The organism is uncultured Algibacter sp. (assembly GCF_905480415.1).
Lineage (GTDB): Bacteria > Bacteroidota > Bacteroidia > Flavobacteriales > Flavobacteriaceae > Algibacter_B.
This window is the reverse complement of the sequence record NZ_CAJQQI010000173.1, coordinates 1-7,026: the sequence shown is the minus strand read 5'-3', so window position 1 is coordinate 7,026 and position 7,026 is coordinate 1. Positions and strand designations below refer to the sequence as shown.

Genomic DNA, 7,026 nt, shown 5'->3' with positions numbered 1-7,026 from the left:
TTCCAAGTTTAGTGTAAAGATTGATAACAAAGTCAATATTTGGATTGATATCTGAATGACGAACTTCATCTTGTTGTGAAATAAAAATGGTACTACCATTAAACTCGGAAATGTCTGAAGGGTTCTCAACATGCTTCAAATCAAATTTATAACCATAAATACGTTGCAATACTTCCGCATTAAAAAGATGGGGTAATTCACCCGTATAATTGATTTGAGTGCTTTTATTGTCTAATAAATTTTTTCTTAGAATTGCTAAAATAGGAACTGTCTTTGATGAAAAACTGATTACATTTTCTGGTTTGAGATGATTTAAGTTGGCAATTCCCCATTCTAGTAAACAAGATAATGGGTGGCCTAATCGAATATAGTCGTAGGCAGTGGGCAATTCACTTAGTGCGGATGGTTTAGAATTATGGTCGTTAAACAACATTTCAAACTGTTCTAAGAATTGGGTTTTGGCCAATTTCTCATCATAAATATCTAATCGATGGGTTGTTAGATTTAACCAGCTATTTGGCATATTTTTTAAAACCTCTTTAATATAAACTAACATTTTACTTGCTTCCATAATTTCTACCTTTAGATAGGCTGGTAATATACATTAATTAGATTTTTTTTTAAAGTGTTACGAGATGTTTTGTCTTATTGTTCTAATGCAAAGATAGAGTCGTGATTTAATTAACTTTGGCAATTGTCAAATAAATATTGTTTGTTTTCTTCTAAGCTTAAGTTTTAATTGAAACAAAAAACCACCTTGCTTTCACAAAGTGGTTTTATAATAAAACTCATTTTCTTTTCAATTATTTATCAATAGAACCCATAACACGGCCCATAAAACTATTTAAAGCTTCTTTTTTTGGTGTTCCAGATTTCGTCATTTTATGCACTTCAATAGCACCATACATATTGGAAATGAGTTCACCTATAACATCTAGTTCTTCATCTTTTAAAGAAGGTACTTCGGTTAAAGCTTCTAAAGTTTCAATAGTTTCAACAACGAAATCTTCATCATTGTCCTCAATAAATTGAGTGAGATGTTTAATTACTGGTAATTTCATTGACTAAATCTTTAAAAACATCAAACTTATTTGTCTGAACTTGATTCACAAACGCACCATTTTTAAAGGTTGCAAACGTCGGTAAATTGTCGACTGTCGCAAGCTTTCTGCTTTCTGGAAACTTTTCCGCATCAGCGATAACAAATGTAATATCTTCCAACTCTGAAGCTAGTTTCTTTACTTTTGGTTTCATGATACGACAGTTACCACACCACGTAGCAGAATATTGCACAACTACAGTTTCGTTTTTAGCAACCAAATCTTGTAAATTATCTTCGTTTAATTCTTGTAACATAACGTTTAAAGTTTGATGTTATTAGTTAGCATGAGCAGCTAAATACTCTGCTGTTGCTTTTGCATTGGCATTCATAGCGTCTTTACCTTCTTCCCAGTTTGCAGGACACACTTCACCTTTTTCTTGAACATGCGTTAAAGCATCTACTAAACGAATATACTCACCAACATTTCTGCCTAAAGGCATATTGTTAATACTTTCGTGTTGTACAACACCGTCTTCATCAATAATGTAAGTAGCTCTATAAGTCACGTTATCTCCTTCAACTTGCACAGTTCCTGTTTCTTCATCATAAGTTTCATTAGTGATATCTAAGATATCTAAAACACTAGATAAGTTTCTGTTACTATCTGCAAGAATAGGGTAGGTAACACCTTCAATACCACCATTGTCTTTTGCAGTGCTTAACCATGCAAAGTGAACTTCAGGAGTGTCACAAGACGCACCAATTACTATCGTATTTCTTTTTTCAAATTCACCTAAAGCCGCTTGAAATGCATGTAGTTCTGTTGGGCAAACAAAAGTGAAATCTTTAGGGTACCAAAACAATACTACTTTTTTCTTGTTGTTTACTGCCTCTTCTAGAACGTTTACTTTAAAAGTATCGCCCATATCGTTCATTGCGTCAACGTTTAAGCTTGGGAATTTTTTTCCTACTAATGCCATTTTATTTTTAATTTTATAATTAATGATTTTCTTTTAAGTGTGCAAAAATAGTATGCAACTATAGAAAAGAGAACCCTACAAAATTTTAAAAACTTATTGATTAATAGTATTTATTTATGCTTATTGAAGATGAGAGAGTTATCTCTTAGTTTGAAGCTTTTAATTGTTTAATTTTTATTGAAAAAGCAGCAAAAAGTAACGTCATAAACGGGCTTATGATACTGAAAAAGGCATATGGTATATATGCAGTAGCACCGGCATAACCAAATAAAATTTTAGAATGATAAGCTCCACAAGTATTCCATGGAATCAAAACTGATGTAACCGTTCCTGCGTCTTCAAGTGTTCTACTTAAATTCTCTGGAGCTAAGCCTCTGTCCTCATATGCCTTTTTAAACATTTTCCCAGGAACAACTAAAGCAAGATATTGGTCAGAAGCGGTTAAATTTAAAGCTAAGCAACTTGCAACTGTACTCGCAAATAATCCAAAAGTAGTTGTTGCCATTTTTAATAATGATTTGGTGATTCGAGATAGTGCCCCAATTGCATCCATCACTCCTCCAAAAACCATGGCGCAAACGATAAGCCAAATAGTTCCCAACATGCCTTTCATTCCACCAGAAGTAAATAAATCATTTAGTTCTTTACTGCTAGTTTCAACAGAAGTGTCAACTGTTAAAGAATTCATTATCCCTTTATATGCGGATTCAAAATTTAAAGATTCAGCTCCTGCAATATTTACAACTATACTTGGTTGTGCAATTAAAGCAGCAACTCCTCCTAACAAGGCTCCTAATAAAAGGGCGATAAGAGGTGGTGTTTTTTTTACTATCATAAAAATTATAATAACTGGAACAATAAATAACCATGGACTTATATTAAAGGCACCATTTATGGCTTGTAATTTATCTTCAATTTGTGGTGTTCCTGTTGTCTCTATATTAAAACCAATAATTATAAAAATAATTAGCGTTATAACTATTGTTGGTATTGTAGTTAAAGACATATATTTAATATGCGAGAAAAGTTCTCCACCTGCCATAGCTGGTGCTAAATTAGTAGTGTCACTTAGAGGAGACATTTTATCACCAAAATATGCTCCCGAAAGTACAGCTCCAGCAGTCATTCCTATTGAAATACCTAAAGTCTCACCAATACCTACTAATGCTATTCCAACTGTGGCTGTAGTTGTCCAAGAACTACCAGTAGCAATAGAAATTATAGAGCAAATAACAACGCAAGCAGCTAGAAAGATTGTTGGGTTTAGTATTTGTAATCCATAATATATCATTGTTGGTATAATACCACTTATTAGCCATGTTCCAGCTAATGCTCCTACCATTAGTAAAATTAGTAGCGCTCCAGTGGTGGATTTTACATTTTCAGAGACTTCTTCAAGCATTCTTTTATAAGACACCTTGTTTTTAAAACCAACAATAGCAGCCACTGCAGCTCCTAGTAATAAAATAAATTGATTGCTACCACTTAATGCGTCATCTCCATAAACATATATATTATATGCTAACATTCCTACTAAAGCGAAGACAGGTATTAGCGCTTCCCAAATATTTAATTCAGTATTTTCAATGATTTTTTGATTTTCGATTTTAATTTCTGAAATATTGTCGCCGTCTTGCATATGATATTTTTTTTTCACGTAATGTTACGCTTTTCATATAAGCTATGCAAATACTTAGAGATGCTTACATTTGCATTTCATTTTAAAATAATAAATGGACTCACTAACTCAGATTATTTTAGGTGCTGCTTGTGGAGAAGCTATACTTGGAAAGAAAATTGGAAATAAAGCCTTGTTATTTGGTGCCATTGGTGGAACTATTCCAGATTTAGATGTATTTGTTGGCAACTTAGTTTATGGCAACAAAATAGATGCCATGTTGTTTCATAGAGGGTTTATGCATTCTATTGTATTCACCGTTTTAGCAGCTTTTATTTTTGGTTGGCTCGTGCATAAACTTTATAATTCTGGCAAACGATTACATTCAACAACTCAAAAAGATTGGATTAATTTATTTTTTTGGTCGCTTTTTACACATCCTATTTTAGACTGTTTTACACCTTATGGGACACAGTTATTTGCACCTTTCAGTAGTTACCGGGTAGCATTAAATAATATTGCGGTTGCAGATCCAGCATATACTTTACCCTTTTTAATTTGTATGATCGTTTTGATGTTTTTTAGAAGAACTTCATCTCAGCGACGGTTATGGTTAAAGATGGGGATTGGTATTAGCTCCATATATATGATATTCACTCTAGGAAATAAATTATATATAGATTCTGTTTTTAGAAAATCTTTAAAGCACAGCGAGATAAGTGTCATGCGATTTAGTACACAACCAGCCATTTTTAATAACATATTGTGGTATGGTATTGCAGAAACAGAAGCCTCCTATTTTGTTTCTGATTATTCATTGTTAGATTCTAAAAGTCGCTTTTTAAACTTTACAGAAGTACCCAAACAGCGGGATTTAAAACCTTCAGAATATAAGGATATTAAAGGTTTAGCATGGTTTAGTAATCAGTATTACAGTGTTCATAAACTTAATGAAAACGAATTCCAATATAACGATTTGCGTTACCCGCTTTTAGACATAGATAACCCAAATTCTTCTGTATTTAGTTTATTGCTATATAAAGATGAAAATAGATTAAATATGAAACCATTTACACCTAAATTTGAAAGTTTAGGTAAAGTTTTTAATTCCTTATGGGAACGTATTAAAGGGATTTAACTAGTTTTTTTAGAATCTAATATATTTAGTTCTTCCATACATTGGCGCATCATTTGATAGGTGCGTTCAATATCGGCATCTAATCCAATAGAGAAACGAATTAGCCCATCGCTTAAACCCATTTCTTTTTGTTCATCTTCGGGAATCTCAGAAGAAGTAGAACTACCAGGAGCACTAAATAATGTTTTATAAAAACCAAGACTAACAGCTAGATATCCTAAATTTTTATTTTGCATTAATTCCATCAATTCGTTTGCTTTTTCTAAAGAACCAACGTCAATAGTTAGCATGCCACCATATCCATAAGCCGTATTCATCATGTTTTTGAATTGCTCGTGAGAAGGATGAGATTTCAGTCCAGGGTAAACCGTTTTCAAACCATCTGTTTCAAATTTATTGGCTAGATACAATCCATTTTTACTATGTTGTTCCATTCTTATGTGAAGTGTTCTTAGGTTTTTTAATATCGAAGCAGCCCTCAAACTGTCCATGGTTGATCCTAATAACATGGATGCACCATCGTTTACGTTTCGTAATTCATTTATAAAGTCTTGCGTACCACATACCACCCCACCAACAGTATCACTTGAGCCGTTTATAAACTTTGTTAAACTATGAATCACAATATCTGCACCTAGAGTAGCAGGTGAAATTGATAAAGGAGAAAATGTATTGTCGACCACTAATTTTAAATTATGTTTTTTGGCAATTTGTGCTAAGCCCGTAATATTGGCAACTTCCAAAAGAGGATTGCTTACAGATTCACAAAATATAATTTTCGTGTTTTTTGTTATTGAGGCTTCAACAACATCAAGTTTCGTGATGTTAACAAAACTTGTTTCAATATTAAACCTTGGTGTGAAATTTTTCAGAAAGGCATAAGTTCCGCCGTAAATGGTTCTACTTGAAATAATATGATCTCCTGCGCCACATAACTGCAAGATAACAGGTGTGATAGCACCCATTCCTGATGCTGATACATTAGCGGTTTCTGTACCTTCCATAGCCGCTAAAGCTTCTCCTAAATATAAGTTTGAAGGTGTAGAATGACGAGAATATAGGTAGCAGCCATCTGCATTTCCTTCAAAGGTATCAAACATGGTTTTTGCTGATAGAAATGTGTAAGTTGATGAATCTGATATTGAAGGATTAACACCTCCAAATTCACCAAAATACTGTAAGTCTTGAATGTTATTCGCGGGTTTAAATGCCATGGTTATAATATTTGGTTTAATACAAAATTCATAAATATTAGATTAAAAAACAATTATTAGTTTATGTAATAGAAAATAAAACTATTTTACATTATATTTATAGTTTAAACAACATATTTAAGTTCGTTTTTAAACATTTCAATGAAATATTTTCAATTATGATATTTGATACCACGGATAAAAAACTACTAGAATACCTACAAAAAGATAGTAAGCAAACCAATAAGGAGCTTTCTAATAAGTTAGGTTTATCGGTTACTGCAGTTTACGAACGGATAAAAAAACTTGAAAAAGAAGGGTATATTGATAGCTATATTGCGGTTGTCAATAAAGAAAGGGTTGATCGGAATTTTGTTGTGTTTTGTCATGTTAAACTGATTCAGCATAGTCAAGAATTTGTTGTAAGTTTTGAGAGAGAAGTGAAGTGCATAGACGAAGTGCTTGAGTGTTATCATTTAAGTGGTGATTACGATTACCTTCTTAAAGTTATTGTTAAAGATATGGCAGCTTTCAGAGAGTTTATGGTAAAAAAATTAACGAGTATAAATCATATTGGAAGCACACATAGCATGTTTGTAATTAACGAAGTAAAGTATAGTAATACTATTAATTTCTAAATAAATTCAATTATAAATAAGGGCTTAGAGTTTTTCAACATTTTTATGTTAATACCAACTAGTTTTGCACTAAGCTATTCTACTTGAGTTAAATTGGGTATTGGCTTTTTTGGATTTAAGCTCTAAACCAGAAGACAATGTAAAACTTATTTTGAATTATCCTTTAACTTGATTATCCAAAATACTTAAAAACTAATTTTAATAAACTCATTTTACCTTTGTAGGGTGCATATCTAAAAGAAGGATCAAACCAGTTCCCTCGTTTTACAATGGGTTTCGTGTTTGAGAAGGCATTAAAACCATGTTTACCATGATATTTGCCCATGCCACTAGCACCAACACCTCCAAATGGTAATCTGTGATTTCCAAAATGAATTAGTAAGTCATTAATTACACCACCACCAAAACTATATTTTT

Annotated in this window: 7 protein-coding genes and 2 pseudogenes; 2 read left to right on the top strand and 7 right to left on the bottom strand. The window is 32.4% G+C overall.

All coding sequences use genetic code 11. The features are described 5' to 3' along the window. The 5 genes and pseudogenes from QZ260_RS11845 to nhaC all read right to left on the bottom strand — a co-directional run. Nucleotides 1-571: pseudogene (locus QZ260_RS11845) on the bottom strand (cystathionine beta-synthase); the annotation flags it as partial. 232 nt (nucleotides 572-803) lie between these two features. Beyond that, nucleotides 804-1,061, bottom strand: coding sequence for a hypothetical protein (locus QZ260_RS11840; protein ID WP_295986493.1), 258 nt, complete (start codon nucleotides 1,059-1,061; stop codon nucleotides 804-806). Beyond that, nucleotides 1,042-1,356, bottom strand: coding sequence for a thioredoxin family protein (locus QZ260_RS11835; protein WP_295986491.1), 315 nt, complete (start codon nucleotides 1,354-1,356; stop codon nucleotides 1,042-1,044). Before QZ260_RS11835 ends, QZ260_RS11840 begins: the two co-directional genes overlap by 20 nt. 21 nt (nucleotides 1,357-1,377) lie before the next feature. Then, nucleotides 1,378-2,022: a peroxiredoxin gene (locus QZ260_RS11830; RefSeq protein WP_271560816.1), complete on the bottom strand. Its 645-nt coding sequence runs from the start codon at nucleotides 2,020-2,022 to the stop codon at nucleotides 1,378-1,380. 145 nt (nucleotides 2,023-2,167) lie between these two features. After that, the gene (gene nhaC / locus QZ260_RS11825; protein ID WP_295986487.1) at nucleotides 2,168-3,661 is read right to left on the bottom strand and encodes a Na+/H+ antiporter NhaC; all 1,494 of its coding nucleotides are present in this window, start codon (nucleotides 3,659-3,661) and stop codon (nucleotides 2,168-2,170) included. A 94-nt stretch (nucleotides 3,662-3,755) separates the two neighbouring features. On the opposite strand from nhaC, the gene QZ260_RS11820 reads away from it, so the two are divergent. Continuing rightward, complete coding sequence (locus QZ260_RS11820) at nucleotides 3,756-4,778, top strand: metal-dependent hydrolase (RefSeq protein WP_295986485.1); 1,023 nt, start codon at nucleotides 3,756-3,758, stop codon at nucleotides 4,776-4,778. Here QZ260_RS11820 and QZ260_RS11815 read toward each other — a convergent pair. Beyond that, complete coding sequence (locus QZ260_RS11815) at nucleotides 4,775-5,992, bottom strand: aminotransferase class I/II-fold pyridoxal phosphate-dependent enzyme (RefSeq protein WP_295986483.1); 1,218 nt, start codon at nucleotides 5,990-5,992, stop codon at nucleotides 4,775-4,777. The two genes, QZ260_RS11820 and QZ260_RS11815, sit on opposite strands and share 4 nt — an antisense overlap. A gap of 158 nt (nucleotides 5,993-6,150) precedes the next feature. On the opposite strand from QZ260_RS11815, the gene QZ260_RS11810 reads away from it, so the two are divergent. Continuing rightward, nucleotides 6,151-6,609 carry an Lrp/AsnC family transcriptional regulator gene (locus tag QZ260_RS11810; RefSeq protein ID WP_295986480.1) on the top strand — a complete coding sequence of 153 codons (459 nt, stop codon included), beginning with the start codon at nucleotides 6,151-6,153 and terminating at the stop codon, nucleotides 6,607-6,609. 172 nt (nucleotides 6,610-6,781) lie between these two features. Here the strand turns inward: QZ260_RS11810 and QZ260_RS11805 are convergent. Then, nucleotides 6,782-7,026: pseudogene (locus QZ260_RS11805) on the bottom strand (aldehyde dehydrogenase); the annotation flags it as partial.